Raw genomic sequence first — 25535 nt, forward strand, 5'->3', positions numbered from 1 at the left:
TTATTGATTGTCGCATCAGCCTTCCTCCGCGATCGCCGCCACGGCGGCCGCTATATCTTCATCGCTTAGGAAAGGCGCTTGAGCGTAGACTAGCCCCTGCTCTCCATTGAGCTTGGCCGCTAAGTGCCCGCGTCCCAACAACAACTCCGCTCCAGGACGGTCAAGCGCGATCTTGGAAGTAGCTTCGCTGGATACCTTCAAGATCAACCGGTTGCCCAGATTCTCGCGAAGCTGCATCGGCATCACGTCCTTATCCGGCCGCTGTGCTGCGAAGATCAAATGAATGCCGGCCGCCCGAGCTTTGACTCCCAAGCGCTGAACGGCCGCGCTGACCGCTCCCTTGTATTCATCGTCAAGCATCCAGTCGGCAAACTCGTCGTGAACCAAGAAGATCATCGGCAGCCGGTCTTCGACGGCTGCCTTGGCGTTGTAGGTTGCGAGATCTCGGGCGCGAGCCGGGGCGAACAGCCGATACCGGCTTTCCATCTCCTCAACCAAAGCCGTCAGAACCTCCGTCGAGCGCTCCCTTGTCGTGATGATTGGCTCGCGCATGTGCGGCAGATCCTCCAACGCCGCGTAGTCGACGCCCATCTTGGGGTCAATCAGGATGATATGCGCCAAATCTTTGGGGTTGGTCGCCGCGACATCGAGGAGCAATGCTTGCAGCAGCACCGATTTCCCGCTGCCAGTCGCTCCCGCGACCAAGGAGTGCGGCTCGTGAGACTGTAGCCCGCCGAACTCCTTGCCGAGATTCAGATAGAGGAGAGCCCCGTTGATTTCCTGCAAGCCGAGGATGAAGGATGTATTGATGCCGGCAGCGTTGCGGTTAAGCTCGCGCCGAGCCCACAGATCCCACATCGAGACGGATTGGCGCTTTTCACCGGCAATGGTCACCACGATCTCGCCCGGTTTGGGCTGGACCGTAACGAGGTTGATGGCGTGCGTCGTCAGAAGCTGGGTACGCTTCGCCTCAATGTCCTCCACTCGAAGCTTGTCGGATCCGGCCAGCCGAACTAGGCAGCCGTTTGGGGTCACGCGCGTGCCAAGGACCGCGGCTTGCAGGCCATACCCGTTGAGCGCCGTTTTCAGCTTGCGCGTCGTCTCCTCTGCCCAAGCCTCGCGCTCGTCCGCCGCAGAGGAGCGGTCAGCCATTTTCGTTTGAACCAGCGCTCGAAGCTGCTCCCCAACGTTCGGAACCAATGGCCGGTTGGCGGGCTGAATCTCTTCCGCCGCGGACTCGACGATTGAAGGCTCAACCACGACAAGCTCGCTAGCTGGAATCTCAACGATTTGCGCCTCGTTCCCAGCCTCGGCCATTGGACCCAGTTGCTCCATCATGGCCGTCCAAGCGACCCGAGGAGCGGGAAGCCTCACCTCAGCAGAAGCCCACGGACGATCAGGGCCAAGCTTCGAGCGCAGTAGCGCCGGATCGGACCCATTGGCGTAGCCGCAGATCAACTCGCGCAGCTCTCCGCGCTCGAAAACTTCTTGAAAAGCCTGCAGCCCGCCGGCATCGGCAATGGCCACTTGCTCCGAGGCCGGCTGAGAGGCTCCCGGCTCCGCCGAATGGACGAACACGTGGGAATACCCGCGCAGTGAAATCCCGGCCTCTCCGTCACGGACCTTGGCCCTGACCCGTTCCAACAGCGGCGTGCATCCCGGAGGAATCTCGGCATCCAAAAGCATGTCGGCCAGACGCGCCAGCCATACATCACGATCCAAGCGCCCTGGATCTCCGAAGAGAGCGGCCTGGAAAGTCGCCAAGGTTGCCAAAAGCTGGGCCTTTGACGTGCGCCTGGCTTCGGCGGCTCCAAGATGCGAGACGTATTTGGATTCGACGATTGCAATATGCAGGCGCGGGCCGTCTTCGCCCTCCTCCACGCACAGGCCTAGGATGTCAGCAATCCGGCTTTCCTTCTGGGACAACCAATCGGCGTAATCGTCGAGCAGGAAGAAGACACTGAACGCCTGTCGGCTACCCGTCAGAGCCTTAAACTCCTGTTCAAGCAAATGGCGGCTGAGAACCAAGCCGATCATCTCGCCGGCAGAGACTCCCCGCTTGGCCGCCCGCAGAACGATGTCGCCGGATATAGACAAGGCGTCTTTCTTCATCCTGCCAGCCAACGCCGCCGTCTGATCGGCATCCAAAGGCAGGGCCAGCCCGTCGAGGCGTCGCTTTACCAGAACTCCGAGCAGGCGCAGTTCCGAGGTAGAGCTGACAATCATGTTGCGGCCATTGGTGCTCGCCCGGCGGTAGCGGACGACAGTCACCTTGTTCGCTTGGAGCTGACGCTTGTCTAGCAATTCGTCGTAGGTGGCGACCCATTCGGCCAAAGCGTGCGCGTCGTCAAGCGCTCCCCCGATCGCCTCGTCCTGCAACGAAATCCGCCGCGCCGGAAGGAATCGGGCATTGGCCGGCGGATCGGTCCGGCGAGCGACGGCGCCGACCGCTCCGACATACTCCCAGCCAGAGGCGGTCTGCCTCGGGCAAGTCAGGAAGGTGGTCGATTTGAGCTCGTTTTCCCCTGAGACGCTCCGGTAGGACCAACGCGAAGGCGCGTGCTCCAAAGTCGGCCGCTCGTTCGTCCAGTCGACTTGGACCCATTCGACCGCCGCCGTGCGGGAAACAACGTCGTGCAAGAACGCGATGTCAAACGGGCGAAACTCGTTGGCCGATCGCGCCGGAGTGGCTGACGGCGGGATCACCGAAATCCGAAGCTTGGACATGAAGTTGTCCGAGGTTTCGCTGACGACAGGAAGATCGGGGTCATCCCCCGATTTATTGACCAATTCGGCATAGACCCGGCGAAGCTTGGCCTGGTCTCTGTGACGGACGGAGACGTTGCACTGGAAGTCGGCTTCCGTGTTCAGATTGGAAAGCTCGCGCACGGCCGCCAACGGGAGCTCCGCGGCGTCGGCGTTGTAGAGCAAGACGCTCAGGTTCGCCCCTTCGTGCGGCTGCAAGCCGACATAGCGTTCCAGCAGCTCCCGGATCTGTTTGGCCGCCGCCGAGGGATCGACGTCAGAAAACTGATCTTCGCCGCCGCGCTCTGGGGATTCAAGCAAGCTGTAACCGTTGACAGTGCTTGTCTCCGCTACCAGATGCGGAGTGGCTCCGCGCATCACGACCCCGATTTCCGGATAGAACGGATGAGCGAGCTCTTCGGAAAACTCTCGGAAGAAGATCCCGCGATCACCGAACAGAGCATCCTTGCCGCCGAGCATGTGCGTCACCAAGCCGGCGACCCGCCGGGTTTTGACGGCCAAGGCTTTCATGCGCTCCGGATGCCAAGGCGGAATGATCAGGCAGGGTTGAGCCCCGGAGAGCCGAACCGTCCCGATCGACAGCACTTCCGCGACCAGCTTGGCGCGGCAAACATCGCCTCGGGCGTGCTCCGACAAGGTCCTTAGCAGCGCCCCGAAGGAGTCGGCCTGTTTCAGGACCGCTTCGCCATGAAGGCCATAGGAGATAAAGTCATCCGAGGCCTTGATGTAATCCTCTTCGAAGACATTCCACGCCGCCCTGATTTCGTTTCGTTGCTCGGCGGACAGGCGCCCGTCTGACGCCAACTCGTCGATGCGACGCTTGATGTCGGCGCGCAGGCTGCGCAGCTTGTTCGGGGGAGGCACGAGGGAGCCGGCGTCGCGCGAGTAGCTCGCCTCCAAGGAGGAGGTGTCGAGAAGCGAAACGCTTTGCACACCGCCTTTCTTGCTGACGAGCCGCCGCGGGACTTCGGTGCAGCCGACCGCCCCTTTTTCTTTGAGGCGAGCCATGTCGGCCGCCAAGGACAAACCGATCGACTCCGGCCGATAGGACCAAAGGAGCTGGGTTTTGTCCAAAGTCTCGGTCGCCGTTCCTTTCCGCTCGATCAAGGCGACCTCGAATTTGATTTGGAGGGCGGGCTTGGACAAGGAAGCGGAGGTTTTCAGCTTGTCGCCGCGAATCTCCTTTTCCTTGGCGAGGAATGCCGGATGCTCGAACAGCGGATCCGGCAGGTTGCCCGAGCCCATGCGCTCGATGACCCACTCGACCTTGTTCCCCATGAGCTCTTTGAGGCCTCGGTGCATCATCGAGAAATACGCTCCGACGTCTCGGTTGAAACGCTCCCGCCACTCGGTTCGCCCCTTGGAGACCGTCAGGCGAAGGGCTCGTTCGCCTTTGGGAGCGTCCGCGCCGGCCACCAGACGCTGGGCCGCCGTGGCGAACCCTTCCAGGAAGTCGTGGCAGTCGATCGGCTTGCCAAAAATGGCCTTCTCCCACCGGGCGAGCAGCTTGGGGGCTTGCTCGATGTAGCGGCGGTGCAGTTCGAAGAAAGCCTCGTCGTCCTCGTTCGTTTCCGATCGACGCTCGCGAGCCTTGAACTCTTCGAGATGCTTGCGCCAACGCTCGTCGAGAACATCGGCCTCTTCGCAGTCATGGTCGAAGAAGTGGATCGTCGAATCGGCCAGCCCTTTTTGCTTTTCCCGGGGCTTGTCGAAGATGAAGTGGACGCCGTCGACCTCCCATTCCAGCTGGGCGATGGCCTGCGCAGTCGCCTCGTCGCCGGCCGGAGCGTTGATGAAAGCTTCCAAAGCGACGCGGGCGTGATCTTGAATGGCCGCCGCATTTTCTTCCAGGAGGAGCAGCATCTCGGCCGCTTCCAAGGGCTGGCCATTGGGCTTGAGCCGGGACAACAGGGGATAGCGATTGACGAACAGCTTGTCGAAAGCCTTGCGCCACGGCCCGGCGGCCGTCCCGAAGGTGCGAGCGCTCGAAAAGAAGGACGTATCCCGAGGCAGCCCCACGGCCGGCAGCGCCCACCCGACGGACTCGCGGATCGGCTGGCCTTGCGTCGTGTTGGCTTCGCTGACCAAGGCGCAGAAGCTGCCAATCTGGTGCAAGCTGAGGTCGAACGAAGAGAGCATCCCCTTCAAGGCGGCCAAGAAAATCTTTCGATCCTCCGGCGCGGGAGCGATGCCGGTCACATGGCAAGTCGCCTCAACCCAGCAGTCTTCGTTGGCTCGAAACTCCTTGGCCCCGAGCGCGGTGACATGGCCGAGCGTGTCGGCGAGGTTGTGCTCGTTCCCGTTGGCGGTGAGCAGAGCCTCCTTGGAGGTTCCTGAGTTGCGCACGGCCCCGGCGTTCTGAGCGGTAAGAACGTTTTCAGGAAGCCCCTCGCCTTCAACCAAGGCTGACGGGATGCGCAAATCGACTCGGGCCGAGAGCTCAGGATTGGCGAGAATCGCCTTTACCACAGAAGCGATCTGCCCCGACGAGAGCTTGTCCAAGCGGAAGAGCGCCGAAGAATCGGGAAGCAGTCCGTCGCTTTGGCGGCTATCGGAGAGACGACGCAGGAGAATATCGGCGCCGACGCGCCCGACGATGCGATCAGGGACCATCAATTGTTTCCTTCGTTGGCGAACGGATTCTCGACGAACGAGCAGGAATCCGAGAGCCTTCTAACCAAGCCGAGCCCGAGGAGGCGGGCTTCAAGATTCGAGCGGTTTTCGCTCAGAGCCTCTTGGTCGACTAAGTTTTGTTTGACCAAGTGAGCTCCTTCCGCATCGCCGATGACGATGCCGTAACGACGGCGCAGCTCGTGCAGGAACTCGTCGAACTGCATGCGCTCGTCGACCACCGTAACCACCAAGGTTTTCAGGAGGCGATCGTTCGGAGCGTAGCGGTTCCCCCGGGCGAGGCGGCGCGAGCTCAGACCGATGGACTTGGACCAAGTCGAATGGATCTTGCCGAAGTGCTGGTCATGCCGGTTCTTGGCCTTCTCGACGAGCTTGCGCACCAATTCGTCTCCGCGCTCGCGTTCATAGTCGTCTTCGTCGTCGCGGCCCGCCGGGGGCCACTGGAAGCGCTCGCGCATCAGCTTCAAGCACTCCCCTTCCGGATCAGAGGTTTCGAGCGCGGCCGTCCATTCGGGCATCAGCTTGATGGACTCGATGAAGGAGACCACCGCCCGCTCAGAAACGGCTTGATGCGCCTGGTAGGACTTGCCGGAGAGCGAGCGCACCTTGGTTCGTTCGCGAGAGATGATCTCGCAGACCATCTCGACCGGATCGGCGTCGCCGCTATGGGCTTTGGCGCATTCGAGGAAATACAGAAGCAGGTTGAGCCCCGCGCTAGCGATCAAATGCTCCAAGGCGTCGTAGATCGGGATGTCCCGAGACAAGATCGCGAGCCAGTCGTCGCACATCCGGTCGAAGCGAGGATGGGTCGCATAGGGCAAGTAGCGCTGGCCGATGGCCTTCGTCGCATCCGCATGCTGAGGCTCGCCTTGGAGAACCTTGACCAAGCGGTTCATCGGGGCATTTGCGTCGAACAGTCGCTCGACCAGCTTTTTGCCGAGTTCCGGACCGTTGGCGGCTCGGCTGAGCATCAGATAAAGGAGCTCGCCGGTCCGGGCGAAGAATCGGCGGTCGTTGGAGGCTCCGCTGGAATCGATGCGCAGATCCTCGTAGAGAGCGTCCGGCCCAAAGGGAAAGACGAACTTGGAGCTCCACCGCTTGTTGCTCCGAGCCTCGAAGGAAGAGGAGCGCAGCAGCTCCAAAGCCTTGGCAAAGTCGTCGAAGGTCAAAAACGACTTGCGAAGATACTCCATGTCCAAATCGTCGCGGCCAGTCGCATCCTGTTTGAACAACTCCATCCAGTCGCGCCACTTGTCCTCGTCCGGATCGCCACGCTCCCGAATCGTCTCCACATACGGATTGTTGAACAGGAGCCCGCGCAGCCGAATTTGCTGCTGTGGGGCATAGCGAACGTCGGCGGCCGGGTCGTTCGCCAGCGGATTGGAGCGGTTCGCTCCCAGGACGCTAAGGAACTCGAGAACCGTCAGGTGCGGCAACTGCTCGTCGTAGAGGCGGTGCCCCCAAATGTGTTCGTCGACCGTGAAGTCGACCTTCTCGATGTTCAACGGCATCAGGCGATCCTTATCGTCGACGGGCGGGTGAAGCCGTGGCCGTCCTTTTCGATTTCGATGAAGTTCAGGGTCAAAGCCCCCTCCTCAGGAGAGCCTTCCTCGTCGTCATCCGAAGTCAGAAGCGAGCGCAGCCGCTCGGCTTTGCGCAGCAGCTTGGCTTTGAACGCGAGAAGATCCTCCAAACACTCGTTGGAAAAGCTTCCCGGCAAGGCGCCTTCGGCGACTCGGCATAGGAATTCGAAGCGCACGGGCGAGAGAGTGAATTGCGCTCCCGACCCGGGGGCATGCCCGAGGACGATGTCGAGAGACGGCCGATCCGTCTGCGGATCCAGCTTGACGGCCATCCCCAGCCCGCCCTGACGTCGCGCCGAAGTCTGCGTGTCGCACAGAACGCTGATCCTGGACTGGGTGAAGCCCCCGGAGCTGGCGACGAAGATTCGGTCGGAGTTTTCCAGCAACAGGCCGGTCATGACGCGGTTCAAGCCGCGGACCAAGCGAGCCCGGATCGATTCGCTGACCGGCTTGCGTTGGAGCAGCGCTTCGGAGAGCTCCAAATAGTCGCCGGCAAAGCGGAAGGCCGTCATGCCCCAGTAATGGCAATCGGGCTCGCCTTCCGGCAGCGTGAAAAAGAACCGGCGCCGTTGCGCGGCCAAATGGCTCAGGAAGTCCTCCTGGCCTCCGTCAATGCGGGCGGCCTCGTCGCCTTCAAGGTAATGCTGCTGTGCCGAGAGGTAGGCGGCCGTGGCGCCGTAGACCGGATCGGAGCCGACGAATCTCTGGAAGGCCTCGGACAACTTGGCGTCGTCGGCCCCATAGACCAAGAGCCCGTCGGAGCCGTTCGAAGTTTCCTCTCCGATCCCAAAGGTGGAGAACGCCTTGAAGACTGGGCGATCCATCGCTCGGCGGCGCGGAAGATTCACGCCGAAGGCGTTGTCGTAAAGGCTGCCCTTTTCAACTGTGCCAACCGATTGGATGTGGCCGACCTCAGAGCAAGACATCAAGTCCTCTTTGGCGTCCGGGTGTCCCAGAATGATGTTGGAGACTAGGGCCAGCAAATCGCGGACCGGAAGATGCCAGCCGTTCAGGCGGGAGGTTTCAACCAGATCGCCCAACCGATCCGCGAAGCGCACGCCGTTCACCGAGCCCATCAGCCGATTGCGATTTTCGAAAATCGGGCAGATTCGGCCGTCGGCTTGCAGCGCGCAGCGCTGGCAGTTTTCCCACTCGGGATGGCCAGCGACCGCTGAAATCACCTCTTCGAGGGATTGCCGATGCGCCGTGCGGCTTAGGTCGTAAAGGGCCAGTCGCTCCGGAAGGCCGCCGGAGAGCAGGAACGCCTCTTGAATGGGTTTTCGCAAGGGGTGCGCCCTGTTTTGACGAATGCCAAGGTCGCGAAGGCGTTCGAGGATCTGTCCGTGATTCGTGGCGATCACTGCGAACTTGGCGTTTTCCTCTCCAAGCGCGGAACGCTCCAACAGATCGAAAACTGCGTCGCTTTGCTCGTCGTTCAGTTCGCTCAGGTCCTTCACGAAAACGGCACTTCGGCCGTCAGCCAAGTCCAGTGTCTTGACCAACTCCGGCGCGGACCATGCCTTAGCTGTGCCGCCAAGCGACATCCAAAGGCTGCGACAATGGTAGGTCTTCCCGTCGCCGGCAGTGCCCGCGATCAGGATGGACCCAGGAGCTCCCGAGGCTGCCCTCTGCTTCATCCCCTCCAAATGGGGGCTGGTCAAGGTGATCGGCTCGACCTTGGCCCGATTCAGCGCGCCGGTCACATATTCGTCGAACAAATTCAAGTTATTCGGCGTCGGACCATACGAGCGCAAGAAACGAATCCACGAGCCCGCAGGGGGACTAGCGAACATTTGGTTCGGAATAAGGGGGGCTTCCATGACTGAATCCGATTCGCGTGATTGAACGAAGCCGCTTGGCCTCACCTGAGCTTCTGGGAGCCACACCGGCTCGGCGCGCTGCCGAAATGCGAAACGGATTATAGCTTTGCTCGTCGTCAGACCGAGGCAAAACCCGGCGAACGCTCCCGTCACCCTCTGAACGACCGTTGCATGTAAGAGCTGCGGATTCAGTCAGTGGATGCAACACACTAACGCCTGCGCGAGCAGAGGGAGTCTCTGCACAGCCGCCCACTGACGTCCGCGGCAGTTCCGGGTCAGCGCCTCATGCTAGAGGTACAGAAGCCGTCCCGGCGAGAGTGCCAGCGGTTGCAAGATGCGAGAGCGAGGTGAAACCAGGACGGGGGCTGCCGCCCGCGCCCTGGCTTCGTCAGGCCGCCAGCCTCTTGGCCAGCGCCACCTCAATGCTGTCGCCGGTCTGATTGAGGACGTCGAGACCGGTTTCCGGCATGTCGCCCGACGTCGATTGCGCCACCGCGATCTTCTGCGCCATCAATGTGAGGCAGTCCATTTGTGCCGATTCCGCGTATCCGAAGAAGTGCACGGCCACGTCGTTCCGCTGCCCGATGCGCCATGAACGGCGCGAGGCCTGCTGCAGGGTGTAGCAGTTGTAGCCCGACTGCATGTAGGCGATGGTCGGAAAGTCGAGCAAGTCGAGCCCGGTCTTCACGAGTTCCGGATTTGTGACGAGCACGTCGATGCCGCGTTCGACCTGGTCGGCCACCCAATCCTCGCGGCGGGCCGCTTCAACGCTCGCGCGCAGCACGGCCACCTTGAAGCCGGCGCGTTCCAGCTGGGCCCGCAGGCGACTTGTGGTGTCTCGGGTCCCCGTGTAGATGGAGTACGCGAGCACCTTGCGGCCCCTGCCCTTCTCATGACGGCAAAGTTCGATCAGCGCCGCTTCCTTCGGGCTCACGTCCCCGTCGCCGAAGACTGCCCTCTGATACGCAAGCTCTGCGCCAGTTCGAGGATGCCTGACGAGTTCGTCGCAGAAGCAGCAGTCAGGCCAGGCAAGTAGCACTTGGAGCACCACACCGAGCAGCGTCGCGTCACCGCAGCGCAGCGCCTGGCGCAACTCGGCGGTGAGGACCGTCGCGAGCTTCGTGTAGCCCTCGCGCTGGACCTCCGTCATCGCCACCGATTCGAACACCTCGCGGTAGGGCGGCAGCACGTCGCCGCCTATGTCCTTGAGCTTCAGGAAGACCGTGCAGGGCAGCACGTACCGCATGATGCCCTTCGGGCCGAAGCCGGGGGCTTTGGCCGTTCGATGGCTGATCGTCTTGCCCTTCGCAGTCCGATGGGAGCGGCTTTCCACCTCCCGGTAGATGTCCTTCACGACACCGTGATCGCGCATGAAAGCCATTGCCGCCGGGCCCAGGCTGCGACGCACGTTCGGGCGGTAGCCGTCGTCGATCATCGCCCTCGGATTGAGGCGCCAGAGGAGATAGAACAGATCCTCTGCGTAGCCCCCCATCAGCGTCCCGGTCAGCAGCAGCGTCTTGCTGCACTTTGCGGCCAGGACGCCCATGGCTTGCCCCTGTGCGCTACCGGCGTTCTTGTACTCATGCCCCTCGTCGACCACCAGCAAGCCGAAGTAGCCTTGGGGCAAGTACCGTTTAACGAATTCCGTCGCTTGGTAGTCGCCCTGGCCGAAGCCGATCTCCATGGCGGCCATGGCGCGCTCCATGCGTGCGGCCTGGCGGTCGGAGAAGACGAGCTCCCCCTCCTCGTCCATCAGGTTGATGAACTCGTGCACGTTGTCCGCAAGCATGGCGCCGAGCATCTCCTCGCCAAATCGTCGGACCAGGTTGTCAGCGGTCTTCACGCCGATGGTCGGCAGCTGCTGCAAAGCGTCCATGACGAGCTCACGGTGCGAGCGCTGCGGCTTGCCCTTGCGGGTCAAGGTCCACAGGCGCCCGCTGCAATGAGGGCAAGCGCTTCGATTCTCGTCGAGCACGACCTTCGCCCGCGCCGCCGACATTGGCAGCTCGGAGTCGTTGGCCCTGTCCGTCAGCCATTGCCCGCAGTCCGGACACGTGGCGTAGGCGGCGACGTGGCGCACGCCGAGCTCGTCCCGATAAACCGTCCTGCGTACGTTGAACGCGGGCCGCCAATGGAAGCCCATGCGCATCCGCACGCGCCCGAGCACGAAAAACTCTGGCACTGCGGGCACCGTGCGCATCGCGCGCAGTGTGAGCAGCTTCTGCAAGGTATCCGGCCCGTTGAGTATCCAGACTCGAGCATCCGGCACGGTCAGCATGATTTCCCTGCGCCACTTGTACACCAAGTGAGGCGGAGACAGTACAAGGGTGCGGCGGAAGCCCGCCTCGTGCATCACGACGGCCGCGGCGATCGCCATCATGGTCTTGCCAGTTCCCATCTCGGCGTTGAGGATCGCCGCCGGGTCACCGGTGTCGAGCAGCAGGCGAGTCAGGGCTTGGACGGCATCGCGCTGCGCCGGAAAGGGCTTTCGGCGCAGCCGATCCATCAACTCATCGCGCCGCGGATCGGCTGCGCCGTCATAGACGGGAGGATTCTGGCGTCGAACGGCGTCCAGCAGGCTGGCGCCGAAGTCGTCGACGAACTCCGCCAGCGACAGCTGGGCAGGTTCCGGAAGGACGAGAGGCGACGCGAAGTCGGCACGAGCGAGTTGCATGGAGGTCTCCTTGAGAAGGCGGAGACCGAACCCATGCGGGTACGTATCCCCGCATGGGTTTGATGTGGAAGAAAGGGGGCGATGGCTGAAGGCGGCCCGTATTCGCCCCGAACACTTTTCGCTCAGTACTCTTCGGGCAGCAGCAAGGTCGTGACGCTGCGGTCCGCTTCCGTGATGATCCACAACGTATTGGTGCCGTAGCCCGCGCTCGGCCGAGCCGGGTCGATCGGATACGCGGCGAATATGCGGTCGCCCGACCGCACGGCCTCGTCGTTCTGCTCGGGTTCGGAGCTCACCCCCCAATCGCCTCGTACGTAGGCGGCGAGACAGCGGTCGACAAGATCCGGATGGCGCTCGAGGAGCGGCTCGACCCCCGCTGTCATGACCACACGACCGAGTTCAAACAAGGGTTTGGCCGATGCCTGCTTGGGCGGCAAGGCGTCGGCGATCGCCCGGATCCGTCCCGCCGCGTCAGCGGCGAGGTCGTCCGCCTCGAGCGTCAACACCCCCTGCTTGACGGCCATCGAAACGATGTCCTGGAACCGCTCCTCCAGCGTGACGCGAACACCGCCAACCTTACCGAGCGGTGGATAGCTGAAGCAGCCCAGTGGCATGCAGAGCCGATCACCCAGGCCGTCGAGCAACGGATCGCGCCAGTGATCGAGGAGTGGCAGCGGGCTGAGGTCCCGGATCAGGGCCCACAGTTGGGAGCGCGGCACGTCGCGCTCATCACTCACCAGCCAGGCAGTTCCTCCCGGCCGGTCGAGCTGCACCAGAACCGGGTCGTAGAGCCACGTGTGCGTCAGTGGTCCGAACAGATTCCGGTCAGGGAAACGACCTGTGAACTTCTGCAGCCGCTCCGGCTCCGGAACGAACACCGTGTGTCGCGCTCCATCATCGGCCAGGGTGAAGGTGGCCTCCCCCGCCTGGAGCAGGCCGCCCTGATCGCGAGGCACGGAGAAGGCGGACATGAACTGCAGCACGGAGGTGTCGCGTCCGTACAAGGAGAGCAGCAACAGTTCGCCATTTTCACCGCGGACGCAGGCATCCGCGTACAGATCGGAGAAACCCTCGATCGACAACATGATGGGTGCCTCCCTTCAATGGACGCCAATCGCCCATGGCGATCGGTTTTCGGGTAGGGAGGCGAACCGGACGCGGGACAAGCGCCTGGCGTCCACGCCCGCGAGCGTGGCTTCGAGGTCGGTGAAATCGACGTTTTCCATGGCAGAGCTCCTCGTGAAATGGGGAGATGCCGCCCCCCATCGGGGAAGCGGATCTTCCCGATGGGGGTGGATGAAGGACGAATGCCCCGGGCCCCGAAGGGCCGTCGCTGTTTCAGGGGCTGACAGCGCGCGGCGTCGACGCGATGGCGTCGCCGGAAAACTACGTCTGGGCAACTGGTTGCGGCACTGCCATGGGAGCAGGTAGCCAGACCCGTCCGTTGTAACTCACGCGTGCGACCTGCTGGCCGCAACCGTCAAGGACTTGTCCCCCCACCCAATTGCCGCCGCCGACTTGGTTCTCGACGATGAAGCTGCGGACAACACGGCTCGCGTCTCCAAGGGACGCCACCGGCGCCAGGCGATTCCGGACGCCGAGAAGTGTTTGCGCGGGGTCCTGACCGAGGTCCGGGTTACCCGCCGTCATCAAGGCGACGCGAAGTGGCTGACGCTGCGCAAGCTCGTACTCTTCCGCCACACGGTCGAAGTTTCGCGATGTGTGCATGATGCGCTCCTGAATGTCCCGTCGGTCGCCGCACCCGCCGGGCGTGCAACCCGACGGGTGATGAGGGAGGACAATGGAATCGCGGCGGCACGGCCGCCCCAGGAGAAACTACGAATCGCTGATGCGCCGGACCGGAAGCAAGAGCAGCTCGCCCTGCGCCAGCGCCGACATCAGCACCTTGTCGCTCGGCACACGCACCGACCGCGCAATCGCATCGAAGAATGGAGACTGATCGGTGAGATGGTCGGACAGAAGGCGCGCCAGGTCGGTCAGCACGTGGAGGACGGCCTCGCCGGCAGTGTCGGAGTCATGCGTGTCTTGCAGTCGCTCCGCAACATGCGTGAGGAGCGCGGCGCCCATCGGAAACAGGGCCTCCGGCCAATCGATTCCGCCGTCGGCTCCGATCGGGATCTCCATCTGGTCGGCACCCGCTTCGGGAAGCAGTACGCACATGCGATCCAGGGTACTCGCCAGTGCGTGGTTGAATTTGGCTCGAACCACTCGGATGATCGACCAGAACGTGTCGGCTTCGTCGGGCGCCCGGCACGCCAGCCGCCAGACGACCTCCGTCCGCGCGAGCGTGCCCGGGTGGCACAGCAGCGTGGTCTGAAGATACTCGAGGCAGCCCGCCCGCCACTCGCGATCCGTCGTCAAGCGGTTGCGGCCCGCGCGCGACAGTGCGGACACGTCACGGTGTCGCACGAGCACCCACATATCGATTTCCTGCTGCATCTCGTTCTCCCAAAGAATGATAGATGGCTGGAAGACAACACAAAGGCGAGCTCGCCCCCGAAGAGGGAGCCCGTTCGGGTTGCAGTGGTGGTGGTCAAAGCGCCGGCGCCGAGGCCAGCAAAGCGAGGCGGAGCGGCGCTCCGCAAGACCCACATGCAGTGTGTTTGCCCTGCCCTATTGGATCGTGACGATGGACCCGAACCCGGGCCCTGGCGTGAAATCGATCCCGCGTATCACGGGCACGAACCGATCGGTAAGAATGACGGTTTCACTGACGGTCCCATCCGGGCCTTCCGAAAGCTCGACGGAGCGGACCTTATCCTTGTACGTGTCGCCCTTGATCAACAGGGTGCGACCGCTGCCAGCGGTCACGATTCCGTGCGCGTGACCGGCCGCCAGCGCCAAAGCCAGGTGCCACCGCCCCATTGCAGTCAAGGGCGGACGGTGGGCGCCTTGCGTAACCCCGAAGTGAGTCCGGAAATGCGGCCAGAGGCTATGCGCATGCAGTCGCGCCACCTCGGATGCGAGTTGGGCGGCATCGATGCGGACCGCGTGAAAGCGGCCCTCCCCACCCGCAATCTCCGGAATGGCGTACGGCTCGTCGGTCCAGCACTCGGGCAATACCTGATCGAATGCTTCTCCCTTGCCGGCAGCGATGAGCGCCGACACGGTGCGGGATTCCGGCCGATCCGAACGGCGCCGAACGCCGAACACCACGCACTGCTTGAACTGCTGCTCCGGCGCGATATGGAAGCGAATGCGCTCGAAGTTGCGGGCAAGGAGGCCTGCGAACTCCGCGTCGAGGACGTAGTAGGGCACGATGAGAACAAGGACGCCTCCGAACGCAAGGGTTTGAAAGGTCCGCCGGAAGAAGATCTTCTCAAGTCGGTCCGGCCCTTTGTCGCCGGTCTGCGCCCGGTCCGCCACCGCGTCGCCATAGGGCGGATTCAGGAACAAGAGCCCCATGGACCCGGGTGTTACGACGACGTCCTGAATGTCGGCGTGAATCGCAAGGTCCAGGACGGATTTCGCATGCCAGGCGCGCTCGGCATCGAACTCGACGCCGAATGCCTGAACGGCGGCACCGCATCCAGTCAGCGCTTCCCTGACCTGGTGGAGCGCAGCGCCTTCGCCGCAGCACGGATCCAGGATCCGTAGCTCATTGCCTGCTACATCGAGGGCGGCGACAATCCGCTCGAGCGTCGCCTGGTCGGTCGGATAGTAGCCCTTCTTCACGAAATTGCGCGCCAGGCGCGGGAATATCAGGGCCATGGAGCCTCCTCGGAGTCGGCGGGACGCAATGCCCCTCCACGGGCCGATCGCGACCCGCAGGTTGTGGATGATGTCCCGGAGCGACATGCTCGGTCCTGTTGCAGGGACTGACAGGCTGATGAATCTGGCAACACGCGCCACCGGCCGATAGCCGGACGGCCGCAAACGGATTTCCATCGTCGGTCTGCCTGCTGTGGGCCGACCATGGGAACCCGCTGGTTCCGCTTGGATGGGATTTGAACGATACCTTCGTCACACCCGCGGGCCTCAAGACGCGTTGCCCTGAGACCCCGTGGCTCGGATGCGAGGCACCCCAGTGGAAGGCGTGGGCGCCGATGAAAGGGCGCGCGGGGAAACCGCCGACGCAAATGCCGCAACACATCGGGCGTGTTGCTGCCCAGTTGTCGATGGAGCCCTCGCAGGCTTTCCGAATCACGCGCGTCCCCTGACGCACTGAACCCGATTCGGAAAGCCCGCGCGCGGGCTGGCGGCCGGAGTCGGCCGCGGGGATTGTTCTACGATGCGTCCGCCTTCGCGGCCAGGTAGGCCCGATACCGATCGGATTCCTCCGGATACCAGACCTGCTCTTCCGGCACAAAACCGTATTGGAGTCCGGACTTCAACCGATTGCGCTGCTCCCGGAAGCGCCGGCGGTCATCGATCGTCGGGTCGAGCTTCACCGGTTGGCGCACCGCGACCAGCCCGTGGAGCTCGTCGCCGAAGAGCGCGAGATCGGGCGATTCGTCCGAACCCGTGGTGGGCGATACCGGCGGCGCCCCGCCCTCCTGCCCCCGTTCGGGCGCACCGCTTCCCTCCAACTCGCCATTCCCGGCACCCGGACGCGCAGCCTGCGCTACCGCCTCGTCAGCGGGATCGGGTTCCATCGGCGCCTCGGGCAGACTCCTTTCCGTGCCGCTATGAACGTGCAAATCGGCGAGTCGGGCGCGAATCTCCAACACGAGCCGACCGTTGCTGGCATAGGACCAGGGGAAGATGCGCTGGATGATATAGCGCCCCGTGTAGCTCCCTTCCTCGAACTGATCGAGGATTGGATCCTTGACACGAAACTCGCCGATATCGGTCAGCAGATCGCCGACACAGAACGGGCCATTGGCCCCCTTGATGCGCTTGATGTTCAGCGTGCCTTCGACAGTGATGCTCACGATCTCGATCTCCGAATGCGGTATCGGAGGCGTGCCCACCGAAGGGGACGAACGCCCCCGATGGGTGGTTGAAAATCGGACACCGAACGGGTCGAACCATCGGTGCGTGCGGTACAGGAGGGCCACCAACATGGTTGGTGGCCCCGGCTTTGAAAGAGGCACCGGTATTCCGGACCGGTACGGGATCGAAGCGGACAGGCAAGGCCCGAGCGAGGACCCCAGGCCTGACGGCCGTCCCAGTTACAGGGGCTGACTGGGCGCACCACACACGTTTTTGCCGAAACGTGCAAAACGGGTGGAAACCCACGAAAGGCTCCGAGCTTGGAACGGCTGATCGGGTGATCACCCGCTGGTGCCGGTGCGCTCCAGGTGAGCGCTTTCGGCCGCTGGCTGAACATCCGTTGTCTTCGGGCGTTCGTAGACCGTTTGGCCGTCCACCTTGACGTGCGTCAGCAGTAGCAGCCGGCCCTTGATGATGACTCGCGGTTCCTTGCCGGGTGCACCGGTTTCGGAATCCTTGACGTCGGCATAGTAGAGATGTGGGTAGATGTCACCCACGCGGAATGACACAAAGACCTTGCGGTCGTTCTGGACATCCTGCTTGAAGCGTTCAACGAGCTCGGCACACTCGGCACCGACCACTCTGAGGTCAAAGTACGTGTACGCCGGTTCCGAGACGGACCCGTGAACAGCGTTGATCGCGCATGCAAGAAAGGGCTCGGCTCGACGGCCACCGCCGCGCGGCTTCACCCACCGGACCCGGCCCAAATAGCCGCATCCCTTGGTATGCAGGTCGAAATGCTCCTTCTCGGGAGCGGTCTTGGAAGCAACTTGCGTGGATTCGGACATGACAGTCTCCAAACGAAAAAAATCGGGAGACCACACGTCCCATGATCGGGAAGTGAATCTTCCCGATCGGGTGGGTGACACAAACGAAACCCCGGACCTGACGGTCGTTCCGGTTACAGGGGCTGACCGGACGCAGTACACCGGCCGCATGGCCGAATACTCGCGCCGATTTTACGCCAAGTGCCCGCGCCGTCAACAGGGCAACGCCATCGAGCCAATGGCAGCATGCCACCACCGTAGAAACGGGGACCAGCGGTGTTGCGCCCCAGACAGTGGCACGACGACTCGAGCGCACCTTCAGCCTGGCCAAACCGCCTTGCATTTCTTCGCTTGATCAGCGACATTCCCGCGAGGGGACGGATCTCATCCGCCCGACAGAAACCCTTCGCACACGATCGCGACCAGCCTGCTCGGCTGCACGACCTCTCGCATCTGCAACAGCACGCCAATGCGCCGGATTTGATGCCGCCCGCGCGCGTTTGACGCCCCAGACAGGGAGCTGGTGCCCACGGCGGGCCCATCCTGTGGTGCTCCCGTCGTCTGAAAGGCCCCCCGCGCCAGTTGTTCTCCCCGATGGGGCTCCTCCGCTCGGGGCTCCTCCGCTCGGGGGCTGCACCCGACTTGGCGCCATCCACACTGCAATCACATGACATTCCCCTGGGCATGGAGGTAAGGGTTATGAACGTCGTGCACATCAACACCCATCCGGCCCGTCTGCGACCGGGCGAGATGGCGATCCACCGCGAGCACGGATGGGTCGAGATCCTCGAACGCGCCGGAACACTGCTACGAATACGATGGATCGACCGCTCATTGGTAGCCCCCGACGCCCTCGAACCCGACGAGATCGACGGCGAAGTCCTGACCGTCTGGGAGGACTGGGTCGGGTGCGACAGCTTGAAGCCGATGCCAAGACCGTCAATCTGCGGCGAATCGGTAGCGCAAACGCCCCTTGACCTCGCGGCCCGACGACCTCCACGGGGGGCGCCAGCGACATGAGACGTCTGCGAAACCGGACTCGCCAGGGCCCACAAGCAGCGCCCCACCCCACCGCTGACCGGGCTCATCTCAATCGGGGTCATGGGCGCTTGATTCATACCGTACCGTAACCTATCGTACGTAACGTATCGTACTGGAGACGCGATATGCCTCGGGAAGCCAGCATCACGTACGAGCAGGTGGCGGCCATCGCCGATGGGATCAAGGCCGCCGGCGGGAAGCCCACCCCACGCCAGATCCGCGAGCGTCACGGCAGCGGCAGCCTGGGCACCATCCATAAGCTGTTCCAACGATGGGAAGGCAACCAGCCGCCATCCATCGAAGCAGGTTCAGCCCTCCCCCCTGCGCTGCAACGGACGATTCTCGACTTCGTGACGCAGGAACGGGCAACGGCCCGGGCCGACCTCGACGCAAAACTGTCCGACATGCAAGCGGCCGCCAACGAGCTCGCCGCCGAGAACGAGCGCCAGAGCGGCCACATGGAGACGCTGGAAAGCGCCCTGCAGACGTCTCAGGAAGAGAAGGCAGCGCTCGCCGGAAAGATCGAGCAGATGGAGACCGACCTCTCCGCCGCAAGAGACGAAGCCGCCCGTGAGCGCCGCGCAGCCGAGACCACCCGCACCGAGTTAGCCAAGGCACACGTCCGACTCGACACGATCCCCGTCCTCGAAAAGGACAACGAGCGGCTACGAAATGCGGTAGACGCCGAGCGCGACGCCCGCACCAATGCCGAACGTCTGGCCGCGATCGCCGAGGCGAAGGCCACAGGCCTCGGCGAGCGTCTGGCGGATAGCCAGGCGCGCCACACGCGCGAAGTGGCGAACCTCGACAGCCAGTTGCAGGACCAAAAGCAGCGAAACGCGAACCTCGAGGCAGATCTGTCGGAGATACGCAGGGAGTCCCGCGACTTGGCCGCTCGCCTCGCTCAGGCGACTGGCGAGCTGGAAGCGCTGCGCGCTCAGAACGCCGGCCATCTGGACGTCATCAAGGGCTTTACCGCGCAAGGGGCCATGACGAGCGAGTCGTAACGGTTCAAGTAGCCGGCACTCACCTGCCGCCCAAGGAGCCCACGATCGGTCGGTGCGTCGGACCGATGCCCGACACGCGGAATCAATGAAACCGTCGCCGCCTGACATGGCCGCCGCCTTGACGCGTCGGAGTGTGGCGCCTATGAATATAGCAACGTCCGGTCAGCCCCTGTAACCGGAACGGCCTTCGGGTCCGGGGTCCGCTTCGAGCCTCATGTCGATCTCATGATGGAACGGCGCTCTGCCGTTCTTCAACAACAAGCGGTTCTTCCTCTACTTTCCCCCACGTCTTTGGCGGATTCAGTCGCATCTGCGCATCGCCATACCTGGAGCCAACGACTTCTCGGGAAGTTGCTACGGACCATCGAGCAAGATGCGCGGGCTGCCGGGCGAACTCGTACCATTCGGCCTGTAACCGACATCGCCCTGAATCTCCGCCCAGAGGATGCTCGACCACTTCCTCACCACCAACGCCGCGAACGCGAACTTCGCCGGCCAGCATCTCCCGTAGCCATCCCTATCCCGCGCCCCTTCGGGTGGCCGCTTCGTTAAGCACGAATCAAGGGTGGCGACTGCGGCAGTAGCCTCCCGTCCAAGGGAATTCCCTTGGGCTTGCCAAACCACGGTCTAGCCGGTATTTTTGTGCTGTCTCGAAGGCGCAATGCCGCCGCTCGAGACCCGGCGGGGACGCCTTGCTCTCTCGCTTCGCGCGACACCCTCGCTCACTTCCTTGCTCGTCGACCGGCGCTTCTCGCCGCTCTGACTTCGACTCGTCCTGATTCCCCGCCCCGCGGCCGATGCCATCGCCATCGGTTGGCCTTGGCATGCATCGACCATTCGGACAACGAACGCCAGCAAGGAGAGACTCATGAAGCAGGAATTCCCAGCACCACGCGCCATGCGCCGACTCGGGGACCTGACCGGCGCCGGTCAGGTCATTGGCGATAACCCTCCGCCGGGCCAGGTGAGCATCGAGGACGTCGCCCATGTCCTGGCGAGCACGTGCTGCTTTTCCGGCCGGGCACGCACCTTCTATTCGATCGCTCAGCACGACTATCTGGCGAGCACAATCGTGCCGCTGGACGATGCCCTTGCCGCGCTCCTCCTTCACGCCGGCGATGCGCTCAAGGAGTTGCTACCCGCGTGCCTCGACCCCGAGGGGCAGGCCACCGCGGACATTCTGGCCCACCTCGGCGCTCAGCCCTGCCTGCCGCCATCGGTCAAGTACGCGGACCTCGTACTCCGCGCCACCGAACGACGCGATCTCGATCCGCCCTATGACGACGCATGGACCGGTACGACACAGTCCTCACCGCTGGCCCGGCCGATTCAGGCGCTAGCGCCTATCGTGGCGAAGCACCTATTCATCGATCGCTACTACGAGCTCCGACCACAGGAGGACCGGAGAGCGTTCCCTACTGCGGACGGTGCCTCATGAAGCAGCATGCCTTCGGTGTCGTTCCGAACACAGTGCGTGAGACTTGCCCCTTCCTGACGCCAGGCGGTCTTACGGGCGAGGCGGACGGCTTCGCCATGACCGCTCTGTGTATCACCGGCCTGCTCGGGAAGACTGGCTATGTCGGCCGAGTCGATGCCTGCCGGTCTTCTCGTCAAGGCTTCCAGCGCGACACCAACACCGGAGGTAGTCGGATTAAGGACGACCCATACTCCGTCGCAGACGCTGCCAAGCGGTAAGACTGCGCTGGAAGACGCGGCCGAGGCGAAGCTACCGCCTGCGTGAAAAGAGGCATGACATGTTCCTGACTAAGGACGAACTCCGCAACCTCACCGGCTACCAGAAGCCGTCTCTGCAAAAGCGTTGGCTCACGGATCGTGGCTGGCCATACGAGGAGAACGCAGCTGGCGATCCAAAAGTCCTGCGCTCAATCGTCGAGAAGCGCATGGGCGGTTCAACTGAATCTGCCCATCGCAGACAAGGCCCCGATCTCGGAGCTATCCTCTAATGATGGGACGCCCGCGCAAGATTGATCTCAACCTGCCGCCCCGCATGTACCTCAAAGGGCGGTCGTATTGGTACGCCGCTAAGGGCGGCTGGACCAATCTCGGCCGTGACCTATCGATCGCGCGCACGAAGTGGGCGGAGCTGGAGAACACGAACGCCCCCAAGGAAACGATGTCGGGCGTCATCGGTCGATACCTGCGCGAAGTCGTCCCGCAGAAGGCCGCGAGCACGCAGGCGGGGAATAAACTGGAAGCCTCCACCCTGACGAAGGTGTTCGGACAGATGAAGCCCGCCGACATCACCCCAGCCGACGTGTGGGACTTCATGCAGGTGCGCGGCCAGAAGTCGAAGGTGAGAGCCAATCGCGAACGCTCCCTTCTGCAGGACGTCATGCGGCACGCCATCATGTGGGGCCATTGCCGCGACAATCCAGTGCGCGAGGTAAAGCCGTTCAAGGAAATGCCGCGCACGCGCTACGTCACCGACGCGGAATTCGACGCTGTGAAGAAGGTTGCGCCTCCCCTCATCGCGGCGATGATGGATCTCGCGCGCCTCACCGGACAGCGCCGCGGCGATCTCCTTGCGCTACGCCGCGATGCGATTACCGCAGAGGGCCTGCTGATCACGCAAGGGAAGACCGCACGGAGTCGCCCGGTGCAGATCTGCATCGCCTGGACGCCTGCACTACGTGCTGCGGTCGATGCGCTGAAGGACCTCGAACGGCCCATTGCGAGCACGCGGCTCGTGACGAGCCGCGACGGATCGCCGATGACGGTCGAGGGCTGGAAGACGGCGTGGCAGCGAACGATGGACAAGGCCACCGCGCCTGGACCGAACGGCGAGCCGCCGATCCTTGCCGAGCGGTTCCACTTCCACGACCTGCGAGCGAAGACGGTAACAGAATTGAAGGAAGCGGGCCGGGATGCGCGCACCCTTTCCGGCCATGCGTCCGACGCGATGGTCGAAAAAGTCTATGACCGCCGCCGAGTCAAGAAGGCAACGCCGCTGGAATAAATTGGCGGGGAGTTTTGAAAATCGGCCGGAGTATTGAAAACGGCACCCCGAAGGGTGCCGTATCTCATTGAAAATGGGGCGACATACCGGGATCGAACCGGTGACAACTGGAGCCACAATCCAGTGCTCTACCGACTGAGCTAATGCCGCCACTTCTCCGATTGCAGGAAATCCCTGCAATCAAAAAACCTATTTTTTGGCCTGCCCGACAGGGATCGAACCTGTAACCCCCGGCTTAGAAGGCCGGTGCTCTATCCAATTGAGCTACGGGCAGTAAATCCATCCCGCGGGCATTTCGGGGTTAGCTGGTCGGGGTGGAGGGATTCGAACCCCCGACATCTTGCTCCCAAAGCAAGCGCGCTACCGGACTGCGCTACACCCCGAGAGCCGCGAATAATACACACTCATTCCCGGTCCGTCAAATGCGAAATGAAGAAATTTTTGTCCCCGCCCAAAAAGGTCGAATCGACCCGAGAACGGCTTCTTTTCTTGCCGGTTCGATCGGTTTCTGATATTAGTTCGCTTCTTTCAATTACCAACCGGAACTCGAAGTCATGCCGGACGATACACTGCAGAAACAGTTCCCGCCGTATGTCCCCGAAAAAGGCGAGGAATACATGAGCGAAAAGCAGCTGGCCCACTTCCGCAGCATGCTGGAATCGGTAAAACGGGAACTGGCTGGGGATATCGAGCGCACCGTTCACACGATGCAGGACGAAGCAACCGCATTCGCCGACCCGAACGATCGCGCGAGCCAGGAGTCCGACATTGCACTTGAACTGCGCAACCGCGACCGCGAACGCAAACTGATCAAGAAGATCGACGAAGCCATCGGCCGCATCAATGCCGGCGAATATGGCTATTGCGACAGTTGTGGAGTGGAGATCGGACTCAAGCGGCTGGAAGCGCGCCCCACCGCAACGCTGTGCATCGACTGCAAGACGCTGGAAGAAATGCGCGAGCGCCAAGTCGCAAAATGATCGCACCGCCTCCGCCGTGCCTTGCGCACGGACGGACGTCGGATAAAAAAAGGGACGCCGCAGCGTCCCTTTTTGTTTGCTCCAGCGGAATTATTCCGCGGACTGGTCCAGCAGCGCCTTCATGCTCAGGCGGATCTTGCCGCGCTCGTCCGTCTCGAGAACCTTGACACGCACAGCCTGCCCTTCCTTGACGTAGTCGGCGACGTTGTTGACGCGTTCGTTCGCGATTTGCGACACATGCAGCAGGCCGTCACGACCCGGCATGATGTTCACGATCGCACCGAAATCGAGCAGGCGGATGACGGTACCGTTGTACACCTTGCCGACCTCGACCTCGGCCGTGATGGCCTCGATCTTTTCCTTCGCGAGCTGCGCACCCTCGGCGCTGACCGACGAGATGGTCAAGCTGCCGTCGTCCTCGATCTCGATCACGGTGCCGGTCTCTTCCTGCAGCGCACGGATCACCGCACCGCCCTTGCCGATCACGTCGCGGATCTTCTCCGGGTTGATCTTCATCGTGATCATGCGCGGAGCGAACTCCGACACTTCACCGCGATGCGAGGCGAGCGACTGCTTCATGATGCCGAGGATGTGCATGCGACCCTCGCCCGCCTGTGCGAGCGCAACCTGCATGATTTCCTTCGTGATGCCCTGAATCTTGATGTCCATCTGCAGCGCCGTGACGCCCCGCTCGGTACCCGCGACCTTGAAGTCCATGTCGCCGAGGTGGTCCTCGTCGCCGAGAATGTCGGTCAGCACCGCGAACCGGTTGCCTTCCTTGATGAGGCCCATCGCGATACCGGCCACGTGCGCCTTCATCGGCACGCCGGCGTCCATCAGCGCGAGCGAGCCGCCGCACACCGACGCCATCGAGCTCGAGCCGTTGGACTCGGTGATTTCCGACACGACGCGAACCGTGTAGCTGAAGTCTTCCGGCGCCGGCAGCGCAGCGACGAGCGCGCGCTTTGCCAGACGGCCGTGGCCGACTTCGCGACGCTTCGTCACGCCCATGCGGCCGGTTTCGCCGGTCGAGAACGGCGGGAAGTTGTAGTGCAGCAGGAAGCTCTCGCGGTATTCGCCCGCGATCGCGTCGATGATCTGCTCGTCACGCCCCGTGCCCAGCGTCGCAATGACGAGAGCCTGGGTCTCGCCACGGGTGAACAGCGCCGAACCGTGCGTACGGGGCAGCACACCGACGCGGATATCGATCGGGCGAACCGTGCGGGTGTCGCGGCCGTCGATACGCGGTTCACCGGCGAGGATGCGGCTGCGGACAATGCCTGCCTCGAGTTCGTGGAAGATGTCCTTGAGCTCGTTGCCGGACGGAGCCGCTTCCATCTCCGCGGCGATTGTCGCGAACGCATTCTTGCGGATCTCGTTCACGCGCTCGGTACGGGCCTGCTTGCTCGTGATGCGGAATGCGTCCTCGAGCTGGGCGCCCGCGAGTTCTTTGATGCGGTTGATGAGCGCCTCGTTCTTGGCGGGCGGCTGCCAGTCCCACTCGGGCTTGCCGGCGATCTCGACGAGTTCGTTGATCGCGCGGATAGCGGCCTGCATCTGCTGGTGGCCGAAAACCACCGAACCGAGCATCACTTCTTCCGACAGCTCCTGCGCTTCGGATTCGACCATCAGCACCGCGGCCTCGGTACCGGCAACAACCAGGTTCAGCTGGCTGGTCTTGAGCTGCTCGACCGTCGGGTTGAGGATGTACTCGCCGTTGGCATAACCCACGCGGCAGGCACCGATCGGGCCATCGAACGGCACGCCCGAGATTGCCAGCGCGGCGGATGCGCCGATCATCGCCGGAATGTCCGGATCGATCTCCGGGTTGAGCGACAGCACCGTGATGATGATCTGGACTTCGTTGTAGAAGCCGTCCGGGAACAGCGGGCGGATCGGGCGATCGATCAGGCGGCTGGTCAGCGTTTCCTTCTCGGTCGGACGCCCTTCACGCTTGAAGAAGCCGCCAGGAATACGGCCGGCGGCGTAGAACTTCTCGACATAGTCGACGGTGAGGGGGAAAAAGTCCTGCCCGGGCTTGGCTTCCTTGGCGGCAACGACGGTCGCCAGGACCATCGTGTCATCCATGTTCACGATGACGGCACCACCCGCCTGGCGGGCAATCTCGCCGGTCTCGATGGTGACGGTATGCGCGCCGTACGCGAATGTCTTTTTGATGGCGGTAGGCAAGTTGAATATCCTTTAGGTGAGTATATGCAGCAGACTACAACTGCGAAGCTGTCCCGGTCACGCAACCCCGACAGCAAAAACAAAGCCGGTGCGACCCCGCGGGATCCGCACCGGCTTGTTCGCTTACCTTGTCTTTTGCGACG

18 protein-coding genes and 3 tRNA genes are annotated in these 25535 nt (G+C 62.9%); 6 read left to right on the forward strand and 15 right to left on the reverse strand.

The window, feature by feature from the left end:
* Positions 1-15: 15 nt before the first annotated feature.
* The 11 genes from ToN1_RS03845 to ToN1_RS03890 form a co-directional block, all read right to left on the reverse strand.
* On the reverse strand, positions 16-5379 hold the full coding sequence (locus ToN1_RS03845) for an FtsK/SpoIIIE domain-containing protein (protein WP_169206602.1): 5364 nt from the start codon (positions 5377-5379) through the stop codon (positions 16-18).
* Complete coding sequence (locus tag ToN1_RS03850) at positions 5379-6908, reverse strand: methylation-associated defense system protein MAD7 family protein (RefSeq protein ID WP_169206603.1); 1530 nt, start codon at positions 6906-6908, stop codon at positions 5379-5381. Before ToN1_RS03850 ends, ToN1_RS03845 begins: the two co-directional genes overlap by 1 nt.
* Complete coding sequence (locus ToN1_RS03855; RefSeq protein ID WP_169206604.1) at positions 6908-8800, reverse strand: hypothetical protein; 1893 nt, start codon at positions 8798-8800, stop codon at positions 6908-6910. Before ToN1_RS03855 ends, ToN1_RS03850 begins: the two co-directional genes overlap by 1 nt.
* Positions 8801-9188: 388 nt before the next feature.
* On the reverse strand, positions 9189-11474 hold the full coding sequence (locus ToN1_RS03860; protein ID WP_169206605.1) for a DEAD/DEAH box helicase: 2286 nt from the start codon (positions 11472-11474) through the stop codon (positions 9189-9191).
* 122 nt (positions 11475-11596) lie between these two features.
* Positions 11597-12559 carry a hypothetical protein gene (locus ToN1_RS24690; protein WP_244860960.1) on the reverse strand — a complete coding sequence of 321 codons (963 nt, stop codon included), beginning with the start codon at positions 12557-12559 and terminating at the stop codon, positions 11597-11599.
* Positions 12560-12574: 15 nt separating this feature from the next.
* On the reverse strand, positions 12575-12700 hold the full coding sequence (locus ToN1_RS24885) for a hypothetical protein (protein WP_280516665.1): 126 nt from the start codon (positions 12698-12700) through the stop codon (positions 12575-12577).
* 160 nt (positions 12701-12860) lie between these two features.
* Positions 12861-13202, reverse strand: coding sequence for a hypothetical protein (locus ToN1_RS03870; protein WP_169206606.1), 342 nt, complete (start codon positions 13200-13202; stop codon positions 12861-12863).
* A 108-nt stretch (positions 13203-13310) separates the two neighbouring features.
* Entirely contained in the window at positions 13311-13934 is a 624-nt protein-coding gene (locus ToN1_RS03875) for a hypothetical protein (RefSeq protein ID WP_169206607.1), read from the reverse strand.
* Between the two features lie 174 nt (positions 13935-14108).
* Positions 14109-15206: a DUF6094 domain-containing protein gene (locus ToN1_RS03880; RefSeq protein WP_169206608.1), complete on the reverse strand. Its 1098-nt coding sequence runs from the start codon at positions 15204-15206 to the stop codon at positions 14109-14111.
* Between the two features lie 515 nt (positions 15207-15721).
* Positions 15722-16501: a DUF3275 family protein gene (locus ToN1_RS03885; protein ID WP_169206609.1), complete on the reverse strand. Its 780-nt coding sequence runs from the start codon at positions 16499-16501 to the stop codon at positions 15722-15724.
* Between the two features lie 210 nt (positions 16502-16711).
* Positions 16712-17218 (reverse strand): DUF3577 domain-containing protein, encoded by a 507-nt coding sequence (locus ToN1_RS03890; protein WP_169206610.1) that lies wholly within the window; start codon positions 17216-17218, stop codon positions 16712-16714.
* A gap of 678 nt (positions 17219-17896) precedes the next feature.
* Here ToN1_RS03890 and ToN1_RS03895 point away from each other — a divergent pair.
* The 5 genes from ToN1_RS03895 (at position 17897) to ToN1_RS03915 (ending at position 22222) form a co-directional block, all read left to right on the forward strand.
* On the forward strand, positions 17897-18217 hold the full coding sequence (locus ToN1_RS03895; RefSeq protein WP_169206611.1) for a hypothetical protein: 321 nt from the start codon (positions 17897-17899) through the stop codon (positions 18215-18217).
* A 146-nt stretch (positions 18218-18363) separates the two neighbouring features.
* On the forward strand, positions 18364-19245 hold the full coding sequence (locus tag ToN1_RS03900; RefSeq protein ID WP_169206612.1) for a DNA-binding protein: 882 nt from the start codon (positions 18364-18366) through the stop codon (positions 19243-19245).
* Positions 19246-20113: 868 nt separating this feature from the next.
* Positions 20114-20683, forward strand: a complete 570-nt coding sequence (locus ToN1_RS03905) for a hypothetical protein (RefSeq protein WP_169206613.1) — start codon at positions 20114-20116, stop codon at positions 20681-20683.
* A 316-nt stretch (positions 20684-20999) separates the two neighbouring features.
* Positions 21000-21209, forward strand: a complete 210-nt coding sequence (locus ToN1_RS03910) for a DUF4224 domain-containing protein (protein WP_169206614.1) — start codon at positions 21000-21002, stop codon at positions 21207-21209.
* Positions 21209-22222 (forward strand): tyrosine-type recombinase/integrase, encoded by a 1014-nt coding sequence (locus tag ToN1_RS03915; RefSeq protein WP_169206615.1) that lies wholly within the window; start codon positions 21209-21211, stop codon positions 22220-22222. Before ToN1_RS03910 ends, ToN1_RS03915 begins: the two co-directional genes overlap by 1 nt.
* A 74-nt stretch (positions 22223-22296) precedes the next feature.
* On the opposite strand, the gene ToN1_RS03920 is transcribed toward ToN1_RS03915, so the two are convergent.
* The 3 genes from ToN1_RS03920 to ToN1_RS03930 form a co-directional block, all read right to left on the reverse strand.
* Positions 22297-22372, reverse strand: a tRNA-His gene (locus ToN1_RS03920).
* Between the two features lie 47 nt (positions 22373-22419).
* Positions 22420-22496 (reverse strand) — tRNA-Arg (locus ToN1_RS03925).
* A 32-nt stretch (positions 22497-22528) separates the two neighbouring features.
* Positions 22529-22605 (reverse strand) — tRNA-Pro (locus tag ToN1_RS03930).
* Positions 22606-22776: 171 nt separating this feature from the next.
* On the opposite strand from ToN1_RS03930, the gene dksA reads away from it, so the two are divergent.
* Positions 22777-23202 (forward strand): RNA polymerase-binding protein DksA, encoded by a 426-nt coding sequence (dksA, locus tag ToN1_RS03935; RefSeq protein WP_169125530.1) that lies wholly within the window; start codon positions 22777-22779, stop codon positions 23200-23202.
* A gap of 90 nt (positions 23203-23292) precedes the next feature.
* Here dksA and pnp read toward each other — a convergent pair whose 3' ends face one another.
* Positions 23293-25392, reverse strand: a complete 2100-nt coding sequence (pnp, locus tag ToN1_RS03940; protein WP_169206616.1) for a polyribonucleotide nucleotidyltransferase — start codon at positions 25390-25392, stop codon at positions 23293-23295.
* Between the last annotated feature and the right edge of the window lie 143 nt (positions 25393-25535).

Origin of the sequence: Aromatoleum petrolei (assembly GCF_017894385.1) — a bacterium.
Classification (GTDB): Bacteria; Pseudomonadota; Gammaproteobacteria; order Burkholderiales; family Rhodocyclaceae; genus Aromatoleum; species Aromatoleum petrolei.